We start from the raw sequence: 17,905 nt of genomic DNA, 5'->3' as shown, positions 1-17,905 counted from the left end.
GTTTGGGCGCGCGTGACAAGGAATACATATCGCTCCCCGGCAAATGCCGAGGAGCGATATCGGTCAATCCTCCAGCCGCTTCTTGATGTCGTCCGAAAGCGTCAGCCCGCAATTCGGCGTCTTGCAGACCGTCATCGTATGAACGTAGCGAATCTTGCCCTTCTCGATGCGGAAGCTGTGGACGTCGGGCAACTTGTTGCTGCCGAACGTCGAGACCACCGCGACCGCGCCGATCGATTCATCGACGACATATTTGCGATCGACGATCTTCACCCCGCTCGGCACGCCGACATTGCAGGTGTCCTCGGGCGTGGCGACGCCGGGCGCCCCCTTCCCGCTATAGAGCCCGCCCTCCAGCCGCGCGCAGGGCGTGCCCCACGGCACCTGGACGCTCTTATTGTCGAAACTGTCGAGATAGGCGTTGGCCGCAGCCAGGATCACTTGGCGCGTGTCGCGATCGGCCACGGGGATCTCGCCCCAATTTTCGGCCTTCGAATACATCAGCGTCTTCTTCGCGTTGAACAACCAATCCTTCTTGTCGGTGATGACGAGTTCGACACTGGCGACGCGATCGGCGGCGATCGGGCTGTTGTGGCCGGCAAACTGCATGCGCGCGCCGATCACGTAGGGATGGGCAGGATCGGTAACGATCGCCTCGGTGAAGCTCGCGCAGGTGGTGGTATCGTAGAAGCTGCGTGAAAAATCGATCTTCTGCGGCATCGAGAGCATGCCGGTCGAGAGCGACCCATCCTCGCCCTGCTCGGTGAGCGGCATCCAGTCCGCCATCGGGATCTTGGTCGGTTCGCCGGCGGTCTGCGCGGCGATGTAGGACGCGGCCATGTTTTTCAGGTCGCTCAGCCCGCAATTGCTGTTTTGCGCGAAGGCTGGCGCCGCGCCGATCAGCATGACCGCCGCCACGCCCGCCATGGACAGGCTCCTCAGGCCGGGGACGCGCCGTCCGTTACCCGAACCCGCATTACCGAATGTCTGCATGTCGCAATCTCCCGTTTTTATGCGAGCAGCCAATGCGCAGTTTGCGGCGCGCCTTCAAGCGAAGGATGGCGTTCAGGCGTCGTAACGAATGCGCGTTATGATCTGCCTCTGCGCGATCGGGGCGTGCGGTCGATCGGAACGGGCACCAAACAAGGGCGCCATGCATTCAGCCCGGATGCCCTCCACGATCGCCTTTGTCGGTGCCGGCCCGACGACCATCTATACTTTGTGCGCCTTTCTCAACCAAACGAGCCGACCCGCGGGGATCACGATCTTCGAGGAACAGCCGCGTGTCGGTCTCGGGACGCCATATCGGCCCGGCTGGAACGACCCCGCGATGCTGTCAAACATCGCGAGTATCGAAATACCATCGATCGAAGAAACACTGATCGATTGGCTTGAGCGGCAGCCCCGTGCCCGCCTCGTGCGCCTCGGCATAGATCCGGACGAGATCGACGACCATGCCTTCTACCCGCGTCTCGCGTTGGGCGAGTTCTTCCTCGACCAGTTCGACCGCCTGATAGCGCGCGCACGCGGGCGCGGTGTCGGCATCACGATTGCGGCGCGCTGCCGCGTCACCGACATCGTTGCCGGGCCCGACCGCTTGCGCCTCCTTGCCACGCCGACGGAGGGTGCACCTTATGAGCAGAGTTTCGACCACGTCGTGCTCGCCACCGGCCACCAATGGCCGGAGGAACCCGAGGTGCGGCCGGGCTATTTCCTCAGCCCCTGGCCGGCGACCGCCTTGCAGCGCGTTCCGGCGACGAGGATCGGCATCCGCGGCAGCTCGCTTACCGCGATCGACGCCGTGGTCGCATTGGCGTGCGCGCACGGCACGTTCATCGAAACCTACGGCGCCGCCGTCGTCTATCGTATCAACCCCGGTGCCGAGGCGCTGCGCATGACGATGATGTCGCGCAAAGGGCTGCTGCCCGAGGCCGATTTCTATCATCCGGTGCCCTACGAGCCACTCACGATCTGCACGCCGGAAGCGATCACCCGGTTGATCGAACAGGGCTGCGACGCTCTGCTCGATCGCGCTTATGCGCTTTTCAAGGAAGAGCTGGCACACGCTGATCCCGACTATGCCGCGCAGGTCGGGCTGGACAAACTGGCGCTCGAGGACTTTCCAGACCGGTATTTCGCCGAACGCGCCGCCGTCGATCCATTCTCATGGGCGGAGCGCAACCTTGCGGAAGCCCGCGCCAATTTCGACAAGCGGATCACGATCCCGTGGCGCTACGCCATCCTGCGCATGCACGAGGTGCTGGCCCTGATCGTGCCGCATCTCGACGAGGACGCGCTCGGGCGTTTCAACCATGACCTCAAGCCGATTTTCGTCGACGAATATGCGACCGTTCCGCACCTCTCGATCGAGCGGCTGCTCGCATTACACCGCGCCGGTCACCTCGACGTCATTGCGCTCGGCGAGCGCTATCGTGTGGATACGCACGGAGGCAAAGCGGGGGCCGCATTGATCATCGATGGCGAGCGACGCCATTTTCCGGTCTTCATCGAAGCGACTGGCCAACGACCGCTCGCCGCCGATGCCTTTCCGTTCCCGACCTTGCTCGACCAAGGGGTCGTCCTCGATGCCGAGGGATCGAAAGGCATCGCAATCGACCAGGATTTTCATCCCGCGTCGGACGCGCCTGCGGCGCGACGTCTTCATTGCCTGAGCATTCCCTTCATCCTCGGCCGGCACCCCTTCATCCAGGGAATTACCAGTTCGCATGAAATGGGCGGAATCGTCGGCGCGAGCCTCGCACGTGCCATCGAACTGGAGGATTGCGCGCGAGCCGACGGCAAGGAGGCGGCAAAATGAAGCTGTTCGCGATCTATATCGGTGGCGAGCATCGTGGCGCGCATATCGAGGTCCACGACGTCAGATTCGCCGTGGCGGCATCGATCCAGGACACGTACGATCAGCTTCGCGCCGAATGGTGGGGCACTCCGGGTACGCTCCATGTCGACTGCTGGGCGGAGATCGCGCATGTCGACGGTTACGACGTCACGTTGCGCCCCGAGCCATCGACCGCGCTTGAGAAGCTCTATTTCGTCAACCTCGGCGGCTACGACGCGATCGAGTTTGCCGAGCAGCACAAGAACATGTTCGTCGTCGCCGGCTCGATCGGCGAAGCCAAGGCGTTGGCGCTCGGTTCGATCGCCGGCTGGAACGATGCGCATCGCGACGATCTCTACGAGGCCGAACGGGCTTTCGCGCTGGATACCGTGATCGGAGATCGTCTCCACATCCATCTCACGCGGACCGACATCACGCGCCAGCCACAATTTACCTGCCGCTACACGCCTCTCAAATAGCACAGCGCGGCCGCTTCGCCGGAGCGCTTAGGTTGAAGCGACAGGCTTGCTTAACCGGCAGACGCCAAGCCCTCTTCCACCTCGAACTCCGCCACCTTCGCCAAATTCGCCTGCATCCGCGTCAGGAACGACAGCAACTGCGCCTTCTCCTCCGCACTGAAGCCATCGATCAGCAGCCTCTCGCGCGCCAGCGTGATCGCCACCACCTGCGCTTCGATCCGGTAGCCCTCCTCGGTCAGCCAGTTGCGACGCGCGCGAGCCGATCCGGTCTGCCGGATCAGGCCGCGTTCGAGCATCGTCCACAGGCTGCGGCTGACGATCGATTTGTTCATCGCCATTGCCGCGCCCAGTTCGGCGGCGGTCATCCCCGGGGTATGGCCGAGCACGGCGGTGATGCGGCCTTCGTTCAGTCCGAAATCGAAGCGATCCAGATAGATGCGCGATCCGCCCGACGTCATGGCATTGGCGAGCACGGTCAGATGATGCGCCACATGGATGTGGCGGTTGAGAACCGGCCGGTCGGCGGCGGCCGACGGTGGTGTCTCGATATCCGATGCCCCCATTATTCACCCCCTCCAAAGCGGTGTCGATCCACCGTTTCTTTTTAAGTCCAGCGGCCCATGTTGCGTTCGGATTACGCCATTGACACAAACCGGCGCCGGTGCGTAGGTTGCTATGTAAACATAAAGCTAGCTTGCTATCAAATAAGCAAGAGGCGAAAGAGAGGGGTCTGATGCCGGTTCGATCGAAGAGCGGGGGCATGCGCCTGTTGGCGACGAGCGGTGCGGCCATCGTTTTGGCCGGCATCGCCGTCTCGGCAACTGCCCCGCAGCACAAGCCCGTTGCACATGGCGCGGGCTGGGTCGATCAGGACCGCCTTACCAACGCCTCTTCCGATCTCGACAATTGGCTGGGCTATGGGCGCACCTGGCGCGAGGAGCGCTACAGCCCGCTCGAACAGATCAACGACAAGACCGTCGGCAAGCTGCGACTCGCCTGGACGAGCGATTTCGATACAATCCGCGGGCAAGAGGCGACCCCGATCGTGGTCGACGGGGTGATGTATACCTCCACCGCCTGGTCGAAGGTGATCGCGATGGATGCCGCCACCGGCCGCGTCCTGTGGAAATTCGATCCGCACAATGAAGGATCGAAAGCGGTTCATGCCTGCTGCGACGTCGTCAATCGTGGGGTCGCGGTGTGGAAGGGCAAGGTGTTCGTCGGCACGATCGACGGCCGCCTGATCGCGCTCGACGCCGCGACCGGCAAGCAGGTCTGGTCGGTGCTGACGATCGACCAGTCCAAGCCTTACACAATCACCGGCGCGCCGCGCGTGTTCAAGGACAAGGTGATCATCGGCAATTCGGGCGCGGAACTCGGCGTGCGCGGCTTCGTCACCGCTTACGATACCGCGACCGGCAAGCTCGTCTGGCGCTTCTACACCGTGCCGGGCGATCCGGCCAAGGGCCCCGACGGCGCCGCATCGGACGAGCCACTGGCCAAGCTCGCGCTGCCGACATGGCATGGCAAATGGTGGGAATTGGGCGGCGGCGGCACCGTCTGGGACTCGATGGTCTACGATCAGGAGCTGGATCAGCTCCTGATCGGCGTCGGCAACGGCAGCCCATGGAATCACCGTGCGCGCTCGGCCGGCAAGGGCGACAATCTGTTCCTGTCATCGATTGTCGCGGTCGATCCCGATACCGGCAAATATAAGTGGCATTATCAGGAGACGCCGGCGGAAAGCTGGGATTTCACCGCCACCCAGCAGATGATCCTGGCCACGCTGGACCTGGGCAGCGGCCCGCGAAAAGTGGTGATGCAGGCGCCGAAGAACGGTTTCTTCTTCGTGATCGACCGCACCAACGGCAAGATGCTGAGCGCAAAGCAATATGTGCCGGTCAATTGGGCGACTGGCTACGACATGACGACCGGCCGGCCGATCGAGCGGCCCGAGGCGCGCTATGCCGACAAGCCGGCGATCGTCTATCCTTCGGGCATCGGCGCCCATGCCTGGATGCCGATGAGCTACAACCCGAAAACGGGGCTGGTCTACATCCCTGCGATGGAGGTGCCGATCACTTATGGTGACGACACCAATGCCGAGGTCCACCCCGGCCGCTGGAACACCAAGGTCGCCTTCGCGCCAACCGATCCCGCCGCAGCCAAAGAAGTCGAGGGCACGCCGCGCGGCGAACTCGTCGCATGGGATCCGGTCGCGCAGAAAGAGGTGTGGCGCCACCAATATGATTATCCCTGGAACGGTGGCACGCTGACGACCGGCGGCAACCTCGTCTTCCAGGGCGATGCCCACGGCTTCTTCCACGCTTATGCCGCCGATACCGGCCGTTCGCTGTGGAGTTTCCAGGCGCGCCGCGGCGTTCTGGCCGGGCCGATCACCTATCGCGTCAACGGCGTCCAATATGTCGCGGTGCTGGCGGGTTATGGCGGATCGATGGGGGTCGCATCGACCAACAGCTTCATGCATTATCCGCAGCCGACCGGCCGCGTGCTGGTGTTCCGGCTCGACGGCACCGCCAAGGCGCCGACCGATATGCCAGCACCCAAGGCGCCGCTGGTCGACGTCAAGGACAGCTTCACGGATAAGCAGCGTGCCGAGGGCGGCAAGTGGTTCGCCACCTATTGCACCATCTGCCATGGCGGGCCGGTCAACCCCGATCTGACGCGGTCGCAAGTCCCACTGAACAAGGAAGCATGGCGCAGCGTCGTCATCGACGGGGCGCTGTCCGGCAACGGCATGGCGAGCTTCAGCCAGCAACTCACGCCCGAACAGGCGGAGACCATCCGCGCCTATATCGCGGATCAAGCGCACCAGCTTTCAAAGCAGGGCAGATAAAAACCATATCATCTGGGGAGATTGTTATGACGAAAGCCGAAATCACCTGACAGCCGCTTGAGGCAACGGCCCTGGGGCCGTGCCGGACTATCGAAACCTTCGAAGCATCCGCGTTCGGAGCAGTTTTCGCGCGTTTACGCGCTAGCGACAGGGGATATTATGTCCACCATATCGAACAACCGCAGCTTGCTGCGGACGACGGCCCTCGCCTCCATCACATCCGCCCTGTTGGGCATCGGCACGCCGGTTCTGGCGCAGAATGCACCTGCCGCCGCGGCCGAGCCGGCCGGCCAGGAAATCGTCGTGACCGGATCGCGCATCGCGCGGCGAGATTTCGAGGCGAACAGCCCGATCGTCACCGCCAACCAGGCCCTGCTCAAGGAATTGAGCACGGCGGCGCTGGAGACCAACCTCAACAAGCTGCCGCAATTCACCCCGGTCCAGACCCCGAACCTGGGCGGCGACGTGCAGCCGACAGCCACCAATACGCCCGGCGCGGCGACGGTATCGCTGCGCAACCTCGGCACCAACCGCAACCTCGTATTGCTCGACGGGCGTCGCGCGACGCCTGCCAACGCGTTGCAGGTGGTCGACATCAATACCTTGCCGTCGGTCGCGATCGATCGCGTCGAGATCATCACCGGCGGCGCATCGGCGACCTACGGCGCCGACGCCGTCGCGGGCGTGGTCAACTTCATCCTCAAGAAGAACTTCACCGGCCTGAACCTCGACGGCCAGGTCGGCATCAGCCAGCGCGGCGACAATCTGGAATATCGCCTCAGCGGCATCATGGGCACCAACTTCGCCGACAATCGCGGCAATGTCAGCCTCGCGCTGGAAATGAACGATCGCCACTCGGCCAAGCGCATCGATCGTCCCTGGTTCCGCGACGCATTCAAGAACCCGACGATCGACGGCACCGATTTCTTCCCCTTCGCACCGGGTTATCAGCCGATCGGCACCAACGTACCCAACCAGGCGGCGGTCAACAGCATCTTCACCAACGGATCGGTCGGCAACGGATCGCGCATCTATTTCAACACCGACGGGACCGCCTTCACCGGCTTCTTCCAGAGCCCGCCGGGCGGGGCCGATCACTTCAAGGGCGATCTGACCGGCTATCGCTACAAGAAGGAGGTCAACGGGCAGCTCGGCCAGAACTTCCTCGACGATCTGCTGATCCTGCCGCTCAAGCGCTACAACATCTATGCGCGCGGCAATTACGAGATCAACGACTGGATCGGCGTGTTCGGTCAGGGCATCTTCAGCAGCGTCCGCACCAACACCGTGCAGGATCCCTCGCCAGCGGTGAACGGCTGGTCCGCCGTGATTCCGGTCGACGGGCGCGCCATCCCGGCCGACCTGCAGACATTGCTCGCGGCCCGGCCCAATCCGACCGCACCCTGGCAGCTCACGCAGAACCTGGCTTATGCCAACCGCACCTCGCAGGTCGACGTGACGACCTACAACATGATTGCGGGCCTGCAGGGCAAGGTCCCGAGCACCGACTGGACCTGGGAAGTCTATGGATCGCGCGGTGAATCGGTCACCGCATCCTTGCTGAAAGGCTTCGCCTCGCTCGAGCGTTATCGCGCGATCGTGACCGCGCCCAATTGGGGCGCGGGTTTCAAGGCGACCGGCAACGCGACCGGCGGCGGCTTCGGCGCATCGACCGCCACCTGCACCAGCGGCCTCAATCCCTTCATGACGACGGCGGTCAGCCAGGACTGCATCAACGCGATCACGGCCGACATCAAGACGCGCTCGACGATGGAGCAGACAGTGTGGGAAGGCACCGCGCAGGGCAGCCTGTTCGCATTGCCGGCCGGCAATGTGAAGGCGGCGGTCGGCGCCAGCTATCGTGCCAACAAATATACCTTCCTCAACGATACGCTGACGACCCAGGGCAGTTCGTTCCTGGACCAGGCGATCGGCCTGTATCCGAGCGGTAATTCGGGCGGCCGGATCGTCACCAAGGAAGTCTATGGCGAGTTGCTGGTGCCGGTGCTGAGCGACACCTTCGTCAAGAAGTTCGATCTCGAACTCGGCGCACGCATGTCGCACTACAATACGACCGGCACGAGCTACACCTACAAGATCCTCGGCGACGTCGAGGTCAACAACTGGATCCGCTTCCGCGGCGGCTTCAACCGGGCCGAGCGCGCGCCGAATATCGCCGAGCTTTACCTCGCGCCGCAGCAGACCTTCGTTTTCGCGGCGGCGGGCGATCCCTGCTCGGTCAACAATCCGCTGCCTTATTCGGCCAATCCGGCAGCCAACCCCAACGCGGCCAAGGTGAAGACGCTCTGCTCGGCGCTGATGAACCGCGCCGATCCGGGCACCTCGGCCAAATTCTATGCGGACCCGACCTTCCAGACCTCGGGCGGCACCTATGCCTTCCCGTCGCTGGTCGGCAATCCCGGCCTGAAGCCCGAAAAGGCCAATACCTGGACGGCGGGCGTGGTGCTGCGTTCGCCGTTCGAGGCGGACGCGCTGCGCGCGCTGCGCCTGACGATCGACTATTACAACATCAAGGTGAAGGATGCGATCGGCGCCCAATCGATCGACATCGCGCAGCGCCAGTGCGTCGATCCGGCGTTCAACCCGACCTACGACGTCAATTCGCCCTTCTGTAAAGGTGTCGAGCGCGTCGCTGGCGACGGTGCGATCGGCAACGTACAGACGACCTATTTCAACAATGGCCGTTTCCAGACCTCGGGTCTCGACATCCAGGTCGATTGGGGCGCGGACATCGGCCCAGGCCGCTTTAGCCTGAACTCGGTCGTGAACTACCTGCTGCACCTGAAGACCGCGGAACTGTCGAACCTGCCGCTGGTCGATTACGCGGGCAGCCTTGGGCCGGCGCAGAACGGGCTCAATGCCGGCGCCTTCCGCTGGAAGATGCTGAACACGTTCGGCTACAATATCGGCGGCTACGGTCTCTCGCTCCAGTGGCAGCATCTGCCGTCGGTTAAATCGGCCTCCTATCCGGGCAACGCTTCGCTCGGCGCGGCGACGACCCTTGCCGGTGCCAAGGCTTACGATCTGTTCAACCTGAGCGGCCATGTCACCGTCATGAAGAACCTCACGGTCCGGTTCGGCGTCGACAACCTCTTCGACAAGGCCCCGCCGATCGTCGAGTACAATACCGCCGCGGCCGCCGGCACCTTGCCGGGTGGCAGCTTCAACAATTACTTCTACGATCTGAACGGCCGGCGTTTCTTCCTGGGAGCCAATGTGAAGTTCTAGAACTCCTCTTCTTCACATCTCCCACCTGGGCGGCCTCTCATCGGAGGCCGCCCATTTTTTAAGGCCCCCTCCACTTCGCAGGACGAGAGTTGACATACCCGCCCCCGTTGCGCTGTTCGGAGCCGAGAATGCGCAGGAGAGAGTGGGTGAGCGAGCGTCAAAGTGAAAAAACGCCATCGGACCTGATCGACGATCGCATCGCCGCCCTCGGCGATTGGCGCGGCGAGACCCTTGCCCGGATGCGGGCGCTGATCAAGCAGGCGCTGCCCGACGTGGTCGAGGAGTGGAAGTGGCGCGGGGTGCCGGTCTGGTATCGTGACGGCATGATCTGCACCGGCGAAAGCTACAAGGCAGTGGTCAAGCTCACCTTCGCCAAGGGCGCCGCGCTCGAGGATCCCGCGAAATTGTTCAATTCCAGCATCGAGGGCAATGTCCGTCGCGCGATCGACATTCACGAGGGCGAGACGATCGACGCGGACGCCTTCGTGACGCTCGTCCGAACCGCGGCGGACCTGAACAAGCCCCGTTCCCGCCGATGACAACGGATGCGCACCGGCGCGTTGTCATAATATTGTAACAATCTATCGAAGCCGGTTAGGATCGGCTCATGTCCGATCCGAAGCAGCCCCCCGCCGACACACCCGACAACCCCGAGCGCCGTATATTGCTCGGCGGCATGGTCGCCGCAGCGGGGGGAGCCGCGATCGGCGGCGCGGACGCCGCGGACGCGCGGCGCGCCCGGCACGGGGATAGAGCTACCGTCAGCGACGCGGCGTTGCGCGCCAATATCGACACCGTCGTCGTGATCTACGCCGAGAATAGAAGCTTCAACAATCTGTTCGCCGATTTCCCCGGCCTCCAGCATCCGCTCGCGGCGGTACCCCCCGAGCGGTTCGTCCAACGCGATCGCGATGGCCGCGTGCTGCCGACGCTGCCGAAGATCTGGGAGGGCCTCGTCCCCAAGAAGCAGGTGGTCGAGCATCGCGAATATCTGATCGGCCCGGACGATCTGGCACCATTGCCCAACGCCCCGTTCGCCTTGTCGACCCCGGAGGGCGATCCGCTGCCGCATGGGCTGGTGACGCGCGACCTGGTCCACGCCTTCTACAATAACCAATTGCAGATCAACGGCGGGCGCAATGACGGCTTTGCCGCCTGGGGGGATTCGGGCGGGCTCGTGATGGGCCACTATGGGGACGGTGCGGCCAATCTGCGCCTCTACCAGATCGCGCGCGAGTTCACCCTGTGCGACAATTTCTTCATGGGGGCGTTCGGCGGATCCTATCTCAACCACCAATATCTGATCGCGGCACGCCCGCCTTTCTATCCCGACGCCGACAAGAGCCCGGTCAAGGGACGGATCGCCGTGACCGAAGACGGTAATCCGACCAGCATCCGGCTCAAGCAGCACCCGGATTCGCCCAGGAGCGCGATAGACGGCCCACCCAAATTCGTGCCCAACACGATCACCCCCGATTTCTGGGCGGTGAATACGATCATGCCGCCTTATGCGCCGGCCTATGAGCTCGATCCCCAGCGCCCCGGCTTCGCCAATTGGAAAAGTTCGGGGACGCTGGTTCCGCAGAGCCACAAGACGATCGGCGACATGCTCAACGCGAAGAGGGTCGACTGGGCATGGTATGCCGGTGGCTGGGCCGAAGCGCTGGCCGGGCGCGGCACCGACGGCGAATTTCCGACCCGCCCCAATTTCCAGCCGCACCACCAGCCGTTCAATTACTACACCCAGTTCGGCCCCGGCACCGCCGAACGCGCCAGGCGCCTGCGCGACGCCGGCACCGGCGAAACGCCCCGCACCAACCTCTTCCTGGCCGATGCCGCAGCCGGGCGCCTGCCGCCGGTGACGTTCTACAAGCCGCAGGGCAATCTCAACATGCATGCCGGCTATTCGGACGTGGATGCCGGCGATCGGCACATCGCGCGCGTGATCGACGCGCTGCGCAAGAGCCCCCAATGGCACCGCATGCTGGTGATCGTCACCTTCGACGAGAATGGCGGCTGGTGGGATCATGTCGCCCCGCCCAAGGGCGATCGCTGGGGGCCGGGCACGCGCATCCCGGCAATCATCGTCTCACCCCACGCACGCCATGGCGAGGTGGATCACGACATCTACGATACGGGATCGATCGCGCGCTTCATCACGCGGCGCTGGGGGCTGGAGAAGCTTCCGGGTCTCGTCATGCGCGAGCAGGCGATGATCGCGGCAGGCGGCCCGCCCGCCGGAGACCTGACCGGTGCGTTACGCCTCTCGTGAGCCGCCTCAAGGCAAGACGGCCACGGCCGCGGGGTGAGGCAAGCCCGCGCCGGCCGCTCGACTAGAGCCAGCCCGCTTCCTTCAATTCCGCCACCATCGATCGTGCGACCGGCACCTCGCGCCCGTCGATCAGCCGCAGATAGACCGCCCGGTCCCGGCGGATGACCTCCGCCACCGCGGCACGCGCCACCCACCAGCTGCGATGGACCCGCGCGCCTTCGATGCCACCAAGGCCGGCGACCGCGTCGCGCATCCGCGCCAGCACCAGTGCATCCCCGGCCATCGCGTAAGCGCGGACATAATGATCCTCATTGCCGATATAGAGCAGCCCATGCGCGATCGCGGCCGGAACTTGATCGAGAAAGGGAGAAACGACCGCGTCCGGCGCGGACGGATCGTCCAACTCCGTGACATCGGCATGCGCATCGGAAGCCTGCATGATCGGCTCCGGCGGCTGCGCCTTTCCGTCGATCGGGCCGCGAACCGCCAACTGGATCGCGGTCGCGATCGCGCCGATCAGCAGCACGGAGGGGAACAGGGCAGCGACCTGACCCATCGATATCGAGCTGATCGGGCTGCCGAGCTCGAACGCCACCATGATCGTGGCCGGGAATGACGCGAGCAGGCAGGCCACCGCGATCATCGCCAGGCGGGGGAGCTGCGCGCGCCGCGACAGCCAGGTGCCCGTCGCGATCACCGGCCGGAAGCAGACATAGCCGCCCAACGCCAGCAGCAGCCACACCAGCAGCCGCGATCCGATCGGCCGATCGAACGTGCCGAGCGCGCCGACTGCCGCGAGGATGACCGCGAGGACCACCATCACGCCGATTTCCCGGATCAGCTTTCGCACCCTGCCATAGTCCCGTTCATGCTTCGCGAACGGTACATACCCGCCACGCGCGCGACGTCCACGAAATGCGGCGCACCGTTCCTGCATCCGCCGTTGAGCGCACGCCGCCGCCGGCAAATGAGAGACTGCGAAAGGAATTGCCATGTCCGCCTCCCTCATCGACGCTCCTACTTCACCCAGATCGGCCGACCGCAGGGATGCATGGCTGGCGATGCTCCTGGCCGCAGCGGTCGGGCTGAGCGCCGTGATCGTCACCGGCGTGCTGCGCCGCGCGCTGAGCCACGGTCTGGCCGGGCTTGCGATCCGTGACGGGTGGCTCGCCATCCACCTGCTGACGGTAATCCCCGCCGTCCCGCTCGGGGCGATCGTTCTCCTCCGCCCCAAGGGGACGAGGCTGCACCGCCAGCTGGGACGGACGTGGGGCATGCTGATGATCGCGGGCGCGCTTTCCAGCTTCGCGCTGCATGGCCGCAATGGCGGCTTCAGCTGGATCCATCTGCTGGCGATCCTCGTGCTGGTCACGGTGACGCGCGGCATCGTGCACGCGGTACGCGGGCGGATCGCGGAGCATAGAAGGACGATGACCTTGGTCTATGCGGGGCTGCTGATTGCGGGCGCATTCGCCCTGACGCCCGATCGGCTGCTCGGTTCGTGGATTGCGGGGTAAATTGGCGAGCCGACGAGTTTATTTGAAGCCGATGGCCCCATATCCGTGGAGGATCGTTCAAGCATTTCCAAAACAAAGGAAATCCCGTGAGCAGCGATCATGACATTTCGGCCCTCAACAGCCTGATCACCACCACGCTCGATAGCATGAAGGGCTATGAAGAGGCGGCGAAGGACGCCGAAAGCACGCGCTTTGCCGGCATGTTCGCGGACTTCGCACGCGAGCGCGGCCAGGTCGTGTCCGACCTCCAGGCCGAGGTTACCCGTCTGGGCGGAACGCCGGAGACGGGAAGCAGCTTCCTCGCAGCGGCGCATCGCACCTTCCTCGATCTGAAGCAGGCGTTCACCGCGAACGACGACAAGGCGATCGTCAACGAGGTCGAGCGCGGCGAGGATCATATCAAGGCGAAATACGAATCCGCCTTGGCCGATGCGGATCTGAGCCCCTCGACGCTGGCGATCATTCGCGAAGCATTTACCTCGGTGCGTGCCGGCCACGACCAGATGAGCGCTATCAAGCACACTCTCGGCTGAGTTCCGACGCGGCGCCCCGAGGGGCGCCGCAATCCCATCGGCAAATCGCGTTCAGCGGCGAGAGAGATGACAGCAAAACCCACCGATCCATGTCACGTCCTCATCATCGAGGACGAAGCCTTTCTCGCGATGGACCTGCAGGATCTGCTTGAGCGCGAGGGCGTGACCTCGTTCGACTTCGCCGTGTCCGAAGAGGAAGCGGTGGCGGCTGCCCTGGCCAATCCGCCGATGCTGATCACGTCCGACGTCAAGCTGGTCAGCGGCACCGGGCCCGGCGCGATCGCGTCGATCCATCGGCAGCTCGGACGAATTCCGGTCATCTTCATCACCGCGACGCCCGCCGAATGCATGCCGTGCGAGCCGCCGGGCGTCGTGCTCACGAAGCCCCTCAACCAACGGGCGATCAGCGCCGCCTTCCATGCGATCACCGATCCCGACTGAAACGCGTCACCGCGCTTTCCAGCCGGGATTTTCTGCGACACAAGCGCGCGGACCTGATCATGAGAGGAAGGACGATGCGCTGGATGTCCGCCGCAATTCTATCTTTGGCCGCGGCATCGGCGGCCTTCGCGCAAAACACGGCCGACGATCCCTATCTATGGCTCGAGCAGGTCTCCTCGCCGCAGGCGATGGCGTGGGTGGAGTCGCATAACGCCAGTACCGTGAAACGGCTTGAGGCCGATCCGCGCTACCAGCCTTTCTATGATGAGGCGCTCAAGATTGCCGGCGCCAGCGATCGCATCCCCGCGCCTCAGTTCATCAACGGCATGATTTACAATTTCTGGCGCGATCCCGATCATCTGCGCGGCATCCTGCGCAAGACCACGCTGGCCGATTACCAGACCGCGACCCCGCACTGGACGACCGTGCTGGATATCGACGCGCTCAACAAGGCCGAGGGCAAGAGCTGGGTCTATAGCGGGCTCAATTGCCTGATGCCCGAACAGCGTTTCTGCCTCGTATCGCTGTCGAATGGCGGCGAGGATGCGGTCGAGATACGCGAGTTCGATCTGGAGACCGGCACGTTCGTGCCCAATGGCTTCCACCTGCCGCGCGCCAAACAGGATGTGTCGTGGGACGATCAGGATCACCTCCTGATCTCGACCGAATGGACGCCGGGCGATCTCACCCCCTCGGGCTATGCCTATATCGTCAAGCGGCTGACGCGCGGGCAGCCGCTGTCGGCCGCGGTCGAAATCTATCGCGGCGACAAGGCCAAGGACCTGTCCGTCAACTCCTGGGTGCTTCGTGACGGCAAGGGCAACAAGCTGGCGATCCTCCTGCGCGCACTCGATTTCTTCCACACCGAAACCTACGTCCTGACACCGCGCGGGCCAGCAAAGCTCGCCATTCCCGCCAAGTCGAACGTCTCGGAAATGGTCGATGGCCGGGTCATCGTATCGCTCAACGAGGCATGGACGTCGGCCGGCCCGGAATTCGTAGCGGGTTCGCTCGCCGAACTCGATCTCGCCGCCGTCAAGGCCGCGCCCGACAAGCTCAAGCCGCGCCTCGTGTGGGCACCGGGGCCGCGCGATACGCTCGATGGCGTGACATCGACCAGGGATAAGCTGATCCTGACCACGCTCGACAATGTGCGCGGACGCGCCTGGGCCTATACGCCGAAGGCTGGCGGCGGCTGGACGAGCAAGCGCATCGACCTGCCCGATAATCTCTCGGTCGGCGTCACTTCGACCGACGAGAGATCGAACCTCGTCTTCTGGGGCACGAGCGGCTTCCTGACGCCATCGACCCTCTATCTGGCGGACACCGATGCTGGCACGATCAAGCCGGTCAAATCACTGCCGGCGCGGTTCGATGCCTCACAGGATGTTGTCGAGCAACGCGAGGTGGCATCGAGCGATGGGGTCAAAATCCCCTATTTCGTCGTTCACCGGAAGGACATCGTCTATGACGGCACGACGCCGACGATCCTGACCGCTTATGGCGGCTTTCAGGTGAGCCAGACGCCTTATTATTCGGGCACGCAGGGCAAGCTCTGGCTCGAGCAAGGCGGCGCGCTGGCGCTCGCCAATATCCGCGGCGGTGGCGAGTTCGGCCCCGCCTGGCACGAGGCCGGGCTCGGCGTGAAGCGCCAGATCGTCTATGACGATTTCGCGGCAGTGGCGAAGGATCTGATCGCACGGAAGATCACCTCGCCCCGGCATCTCGGCATCGAGGGCGGATCGAATGGGGGCCTGCTGATGGGCGTCCAGTTCGTCCAGCATCCGGATCTGTGGAATGCGGTCGTGATCGAAATCCCGCTGCTCGACATGATCCGCATCGGCAAGATCGCCGCCGGCGCATCTTGGCAGGGCGAATATGGGGACGTGAATGCCGATCCCGCCGTGATGGCCTTCTGGCAGAAGACATCGCCGTACCAGAACCTCAAGCCGGGCGTCGCCTATCCCGAGCCCTTCATCTTCACCACCACCAAGGACGATCGCGTCGGGCCGCAGCACGCCCGCAAGTTCGCGGCGCGGCTGGAGGAAATGAAGCTGCCTTTCTATTATTACGAGAATACCGAAGGCGGGCACGGCGCCGGCGCGGACATGAAGCAAGCCGCGAAGACCACCGCACTGACGGTGACCTATCTGCATGAAAAACTGTTCGGGCCTGCGAAGTAATTGCCTCGTCATTCCCGCGTAGGCGGGAATCCATATTCTCTGAAGTTCGGAGTTTATGGATTCCGCCGACGCGGGAATGACCAGTTTATTTAACGCCACCCGCCGCCCAGCGAGCGGAACGACGCCACCGCCGCTCGCGCAGCTTCCGTCTTCGCCTGCGCGCGGGCATCCCGGGTGGCGAGCAAGCGGCTGTCGGCATCGAGCACCTCGATCAGACTGACGACACCGCCTTTATACGCCGCGAGCGAGGCGGCGCTGGCCCTGGTCAGCGAGGCTTCACCCCCGGCAAGGACGCGTTCCTGCGCCTCGCGCTCGACCAGCGCCGAGAAGGCGTCCTCGACGTCCTCCGATGCGCGCAACGCCGCAAGCCGGTACGCGGCCAGCGCCTCGGCATTGCTGCCGCGCGCGGCGGCGATCTCGGCATCGACGCGGCCGAAATCGAACAGGCGCCAGCGCAGGCCGAACACGCCCTGCGCCTGATTGGCGCCGCCGGTGAAAACATTGCCTGCCCCCATCGTCGCGGTGCCGATCAGGCCCGAGATCGTGAATTTGGGATAATATTCGGCGACGGCCTCACCGATCCGCGCATTGGAGGCAGCCAGATGGCGTTCGGCCGCGATCAGATCCGGGCGGCGGCGCAGCAGATCGGCTGGTCCACCGGCATCGGCGATGGCAGGCGGAGTCGGCACTGGCGAGGACGCCATCAGCAAGGTGCGATCGGTGCCGGGCTGGACGCCGATCAGCACATCGAGCGCATTCATCGCCGCGTCGAGGCCGGTCCGCAACGCCGGCAGGGTCGCCTCGATCTGCGCCAGCGCACCCTCGGCCTGACGAAGCTGAAGTTCGGCGGCGATGCCCTTGCGATATTGCAGATCGACAAGAGCAACGAGGCGACGCTGTGTTTCGACCTGCTGTTCGGCGATGGCGATGCGGCTCTGAAGCCCGCGAATGGTAATATAGGTGTCGGCGGTCTGCGCGGCGATGGCGATGCGCACGCCGGCGGCGTTCGCTTCGGACGCCTGATAATCGGCGCGCGCCGCCTCCTGCCCGCGGCGGAGCCCGCCGAATACGTCGATCTCCCAGCTCGCGCCGAGATCGGCCTCATAGACTTCGCCATCGCGCTGGAAGCCGGGAAGATTGCTGAAGGCACGACCGCTCGGGGTTTCGAGCGATTGATGTGCGTGCGCCGCCGATCCGGTCACCTGACCCGAAGGCAGCAAGGCGGCGTTGGCCGTGCGCAGCGATGCGCGTGCCTGCGTGATCCGCGCCGCAGCCTGTGCGATATCGAGATTGTTCTGAAGTGCGCGCTTCACCAGATCCGACAGGAGCGGATCCTGAAACCCGTCCCACCATGTATCGAGCGAAGCCGGTGTCGCAGCCGTGCGCTCGGCCACGCGCGGCTGCGCGACGAAGCTCCCCGAAACCGGTGCCACCGGCCGATGATAATCGGGCCCAACCGCGCAGCCGGCGAGCGCGAGCGACAGGGAAAGGGTGGCGAAAGCAGACTTGCGCATGGGAGCAACGATGCCTCGATTGGG

14 protein-coding genes are annotated in these 17,905 nt (G+C 64.2%); 10 read left to right on the top strand and 4 right to left on the bottom strand.

Annotated elements, in window-relative coordinates:
- Positions 1-63: 63 nt before the first annotated feature.
- Entirely contained in the window at positions 64-993 is a 930-nt protein-coding gene (locus AB4Z44_RS23120) for a hypothetical protein (RefSeq protein ID WP_404711998.1), read from the bottom strand.
- A gap of 160 nt (positions 994-1,153) precedes the next feature.
- On the opposite strand from AB4Z44_RS23120, the gene AB4Z44_RS23115 reads away from it, so the two are divergent.
- Together AB4Z44_RS23115 and AB4Z44_RS23110 are read left to right on the top strand one after the other, a co-directional pair.
- Positions 1,154-2,818, top strand: coding sequence for an FAD/NAD(P)-binding protein (locus AB4Z44_RS23115; protein WP_404711997.1), 1,665 nt, complete (start codon positions 1,154-1,156; stop codon positions 2,816-2,818).
- Positions 2,815-3,315 carry a DUF1543 domain-containing protein gene (locus AB4Z44_RS23110; protein WP_404711996.1) on the top strand — a complete coding sequence of 167 codons (501 nt, stop codon included), beginning with the start codon at positions 2,815-2,817 and terminating at the stop codon, positions 3,313-3,315. The genes AB4Z44_RS23115 and AB4Z44_RS23110 overlap by 4 nt, the downstream gene beginning before the upstream one ends.
- Before the next feature lie 50 nt (positions 3,316-3,365).
- Here the strand turns inward: AB4Z44_RS23110 and AB4Z44_RS23105 are convergent, their stop codons facing one another.
- The gene (locus AB4Z44_RS23105; protein ID WP_404711995.1) at positions 3,366-3,878 is read right to left on the bottom strand and encodes a MarR family winged helix-turn-helix transcriptional regulator; all 513 of its coding nucleotides are present in this window, start codon (positions 3,876-3,878) and stop codon (positions 3,366-3,368) included.
- A gap of 197 nt (positions 3,879-4,075) precedes the next feature.
- Here AB4Z44_RS23105 and AB4Z44_RS23100 point away from each other — a divergent pair, with 197 nt between their 5' ends.
- From AB4Z44_RS23100 to acpA, 4 genes are all read left to right on the top strand, one after another.
- On the top strand, positions 4,076-6,172 hold the full coding sequence (locus AB4Z44_RS23100) for a PQQ-dependent dehydrogenase, methanol/ethanol family (RefSeq protein WP_404711994.1): 2,097 nt from the start codon (positions 4,076-4,078) through the stop codon (positions 6,170-6,172).
- A gap of 159 nt (positions 6,173-6,331) precedes the next feature.
- Positions 6,332-9,421 carry a TonB-dependent receptor domain-containing protein gene (locus tag AB4Z44_RS23095; RefSeq protein WP_404711993.1) on the top strand — a complete coding sequence of 1,030 codons (3,090 nt, stop codon included), beginning with the start codon at positions 6,332-6,334 and terminating at the stop codon, positions 9,419-9,421.
- 146 nt (positions 9,422-9,567) lie between these two features.
- Positions 9,568-9,960, top strand: coding sequence for a DUF1801 domain-containing protein (locus tag AB4Z44_RS23090; RefSeq protein WP_404711992.1), 393 nt, complete (start codon positions 9,568-9,570; stop codon positions 9,958-9,960).
- A 68-nt stretch (positions 9,961-10,028) separates the two neighbouring features.
- Complete coding sequence (gene acpA / locus AB4Z44_RS23085) at positions 10,029-11,693, top strand: acid phosphatase (protein WP_404711991.1); 1,665 nt, start codon at positions 10,029-10,031, stop codon at positions 11,691-11,693.
- 61 nt (positions 11,694-11,754) lie between these two features.
- Here acpA and AB4Z44_RS23080 read toward each other — a convergent pair whose 3' ends face one another.
- Positions 11,755-12,543 carry a LytTR family DNA-binding domain-containing protein gene (locus AB4Z44_RS23080; protein WP_404711990.1) on the bottom strand — a complete coding sequence of 263 codons (789 nt, stop codon included), beginning with the start codon at positions 12,541-12,543 and terminating at the stop codon, positions 11,755-11,757.
- A 142-nt stretch (positions 12,544-12,685) separates the two neighbouring features.
- Between AB4Z44_RS23080 and AB4Z44_RS23075 the strand changes: the two genes are divergently transcribed.
- From AB4Z44_RS23075 to AB4Z44_RS23060, 4 genes are all read left to right on the top strand, one after another.
- Positions 12,686-13,210, top strand: coding sequence for a DUF2306 domain-containing protein (locus AB4Z44_RS23075; RefSeq protein WP_404711989.1), 525 nt, complete (start codon positions 12,686-12,688; stop codon positions 13,208-13,210).
- Between the two features lie 86 nt (positions 13,211-13,296).
- Positions 13,297-13,743, top strand: a complete 447-nt coding sequence (locus AB4Z44_RS23070) for a PA2169 family four-helix-bundle protein (RefSeq protein ID WP_404711988.1) — start codon at positions 13,297-13,299, stop codon at positions 13,741-13,743.
- Positions 13,744-13,809: 66 nt separating this feature from the next.
- On the top strand, positions 13,810-14,184 hold the full coding sequence (locus AB4Z44_RS23065) for a response regulator (RefSeq protein WP_404711987.1): 375 nt from the start codon (positions 13,810-13,812) through the stop codon (positions 14,182-14,184).
- A 74-nt stretch (positions 14,185-14,258) separates the two neighbouring features.
- A complete protein-coding gene (locus tag AB4Z44_RS23060) occupies positions 14,259-16,367 on the top strand; it encodes a prolyl oligopeptidase family protein (protein ID WP_404711986.1) in 2,109 nt (702 codons plus the stop codon).
- 89 nt (positions 16,368-16,456) lie between these two features.
- Here the strand turns inward: AB4Z44_RS23060 and AB4Z44_RS23055 are convergent, their stop codons facing one another.
- A complete protein-coding gene (locus AB4Z44_RS23055) occupies positions 16,457-17,881 on the bottom strand; it encodes an efflux transporter outer membrane subunit (protein ID WP_404711985.1) in 1,425 nt (474 codons plus the stop codon).
- Positions 17,882-17,905: the final 24 nt, after the last annotated feature.

Origin of the sequence: Sphingomonas sp. MMS24-J13, assembly GCF_044905095.1 — a bacterium.
GTDB lineage: Bacteria > Pseudomonadota > Alphaproteobacteria > Sphingomonadales > Sphingomonadaceae > Sphingomonas_I.
Note: the sequence above shows the minus strand (reverse complement) of the source record. Positions and strands in the feature narration are given on the sequence as shown.

What these genes read in the sequence shown, in the direction of transcription:
- AB4Z44_RS23120 (WP_404711998.1), bottom strand. Translation starts at nt 993, where the DNA reads ATGCAGACATTCGGTAATGCGGGTTCGGGTAACGGACGGCGCGTCCCC.
- AB4Z44_RS23110 (WP_404711996.1), top strand. Translation starts at nt 2,815, where the DNA reads ATGAAGCTGTTCGCGATCTATATCGGTGGCGAGCATCGTGGCGCGCAT.
- AB4Z44_RS23055 (WP_404711985.1), bottom strand. Translation starts at nt 17,881, where the DNA reads ATGCGCAAGTCTGCTTTCGCCACCCTTTCCCTGTCGCTCGCGCTCGCC.
- AB4Z44_RS23065 (WP_404711987.1), top strand. Translation starts at nt 13,810, where the DNA reads ATGACAGCAAAACCCACCGATCCATGTCACGTCCTCATCATCGAGGAC.
- AB4Z44_RS23060 (WP_404711986.1), top strand. Translation starts at nt 14,259, where the DNA reads ATGCGCTGGATGTCCGCCGCAATTCTATCTTTGGCCGCGGCATCGGCG.
- AB4Z44_RS23105 (WP_404711995.1), bottom strand. Translation starts at nt 3,878, where the DNA reads ATGGGGGCATCGGATATCGAGACACCACCGTCGGCCGCCGCCGACCGG.
- AB4Z44_RS23095 (WP_404711993.1), top strand. Translation starts at nt 6,332, where the DNA reads ATGTCCACCATATCGAACAACCGCAGCTTGCTGCGGACGACGGCCCTC.
- AB4Z44_RS23075 (WP_404711989.1), top strand. Translation starts at nt 12,686, where the DNA reads ATGTCCGCCTCCCTCATCGACGCTCCTACTTCACCCAGATCGGCCGAC.
- AB4Z44_RS23115 (WP_404711997.1), top strand. Translation starts at nt 1,154, where the DNA reads ATGCATTCAGCCCGGATGCCCTCCACGATCGCCTTTGTCGGTGCCGGC.
- AB4Z44_RS23100 (WP_404711994.1), top strand. Translation starts at nt 4,076, where the DNA reads ATGCGCCTGTTGGCGACGAGCGGTGCGGCCATCGTTTTGGCCGGCATC.
- acpA (WP_404711991.1), top strand. Translation starts at nt 10,029, where the DNA reads ATGTCCGATCCGAAGCAGCCCCCCGCCGACACACCCGACAACCCCGAG.